General features: G+C 37.0%; 3 protein-coding genes. All 3 read right to left on the bottom strand.

Features of this window, described 5'->3' with window-relative positions:
* A partial coding sequence (locus tag F6K20_RS36015) for an SDR family oxidoreductase (RefSeq protein WP_287298027.1) occupies positions 1 to 800 on the bottom strand: 800 nt, incomplete at its 3' end.
* Positions 801 to 802: 2 nt separating this feature from the next.
* Positions 803 to 1,471 (bottom strand): 2OG-Fe dioxygenase family protein, encoded by a 669-nt coding sequence (locus F6K20_RS36010; protein ID WP_287298026.1) that lies wholly within the window; start codon positions 1,469 to 1,471, stop codon positions 803 to 805.
* Positions 1,472 to 1,849: 378 nt separating this feature from the next.
* Positions 1,850 to 2,035: hypothetical protein (locus tag F6K20_RS36005; protein WP_287298024.1), on the bottom strand; the 186-nt coding region annotated here is incomplete at its 5' end.

Genomic DNA, 2,035 nt, shown 5'->3' with positions numbered 1-2,035 from the left:
GACATCACCATCTTCATCGCTTCGGGATTGGCATTGATGCTGGCGAGCATCGCAGTATCTATGGAACCCGGCACGACGGCATTGACCCGAATACCGTGCGGTGCCAGCGCCAACGACGCCGATTTCGTAAGCTGCATGACACCGCCCTTGGATAAGTCAAATAAGAGGTAATAGTAACAAGATTGCTCAAAGTCAATAAAGGCTTTCAAGTTATTTTTTTCATATAAAATGTTATCATAAAAAAGATCACCATGAATTAAGCCCATTGGTAACTTAATGGGCAATAAAAAATTGAGATCTTGATACTGATTCTTGAGCCATGACTCATAAGACAGATCAATTGACTTGCCAAAAACTGTTGAAAAAAGCTCCAGTCCATAATCGTGTGACTGAGGTAAATAAGGAGGAGCAGGAACTCTATGTAGTTGTGCCATAACACGACCAACCTGTTCTAAGAGAGTTTCGTTTAATAAAGTAGGCACTGTTCCGTTAATCCATTTCTTGACTAGAACAGGTTTTTCATGCCATTGAGTTACTATTTTATCGGAATAAGTTGTTTGAACTTGAGAAGTGGGGAATTTGTATCTTTCTAAATATTGAAGAAGATACCCCATCGTGCATATTTTTTCTAGAGAAGCTTCTTCAAAGACAGTTACTATGTATTTTCCATCTTTAGACTGTAAGCAGTAGTTTGAATTAGCATTTCCTCCATTAATAGGAAAAGAATTGATCGCTTCAATACCATAGTATGAAGCTATTTTTTCTAACTCAAAAGAGCTTATATTAGTATATATTGCCATCTTTAATAAAATTCTATTATCAAAACATCTCGAAACCCTTTATCACTTCCAGGCAATGGTTTTATATCTGTTACTCCATGGTAAACCAGAGTATCAAGGACAAAGATAGTCTCTCCAAAATTACTTAAGTTTATTTCTTCTATTAACTTCAGATTGTTGTCATATATTTTAGTAGTTCCTCCTGTGATCTGACTTTTATTTATGAAATGAATTGCGAAAAAAGGATGCCCATCCTTATGGATACCTTCAGGTGTTACTCGCCCAGTATTTTGGGCTGTAGTAAGAGTTCTAATTTGGTGAATTCCCATATTATATTCCTTACTAGTTATAAGGCCATGTTTTAATAAAAAACAAAAATCATAATTTATTAAGTCAATGAAAATTGGATCAGTCAATAAATTGTCATCTATCTTTTCAAAAATTCTGCTTTGACCTCCAAACAGCCTGTTAAATCTCTCTCCCTGAAAATAAGTTGATCTCAAATATTCAATCTCACTATTTCTGTGAAAGATTATGTTTGAATATCTTCTCTGCCTAAATTTATGATCGCCTTCAATATAGGGATCAGTTACTAAATGATTCCAGTAATTCAAAAAATCTGGATTTTTAGGCTTTATTGATCCGTCGTCCAACTGCAAATGAAGATATCCTTCTTTTCTTAAACTAGACATAGTTCTGATGAATATTTTCTCCTAAATTCTTTCTCCTATCGGAACTTAGACAAAAATCAAGACCAAACATAGCCCAAAGAGGCTTTGTAAGCAGCAAACACGTCCTGATTCTGCTTGAGCCAATTGACATGCGCGATCAGACATGGCGGCTCCGTTATGCTTCTAAAGCTTCTGTGAATGTGTTCATTCGCGTAGCGAATGGCCAAGCTTTGTTAGAGCATTGCCTTCTTAGACCCCAGGGTAAAGGTATCTTATTTTGAAATGCTTACTGCATATCAGATTCATACTATAACGTAGTTTTGCGTATGAATCTTGAAATCTTTGTCTTGATGGTAAGGATTCTATACTTTAGATGCATTTGCCCTGGGTTCAAAGATATCACCATTCCCAAGCAGGAGGGGGAAGAAGGTGCGATGTATGAATTAACTTGGTATGATGGAACATCACCTCAGTTCCATCTTCGGAATCTTCCCCATCTTCGGTATCCCCGAGATATCCCCCTCGACCTCTGGTTAAGATTTGCATAATTGGGATGCTCCCGATTCGATAGCACTCACCTTTGAA

The sequence above is a fragment of the Moorena sp. SIO2C4 genome (assembly GCF_010672485.1).
Lineage (GTDB): Bacteria > Cyanobacteriota > Cyanobacteriia > Cyanobacteriales > Coleofasciculaceae > Moorena > Moorena producens.
The sequence above is the reverse complement of the archived record's forward strand: the minus strand, read 5'-3'. Positions and strand labels throughout refer to the sequence as shown.

What these genes read in the sequence shown, in the direction of transcription:
- F6K20_RS36010 (WP_287298026.1), bottom strand. Translation starts at nt 1,471, where the DNA reads ATGTCTAGTTTAAGAAAAGAAGGATATCTTCATTTGCAGTTGGACGAC.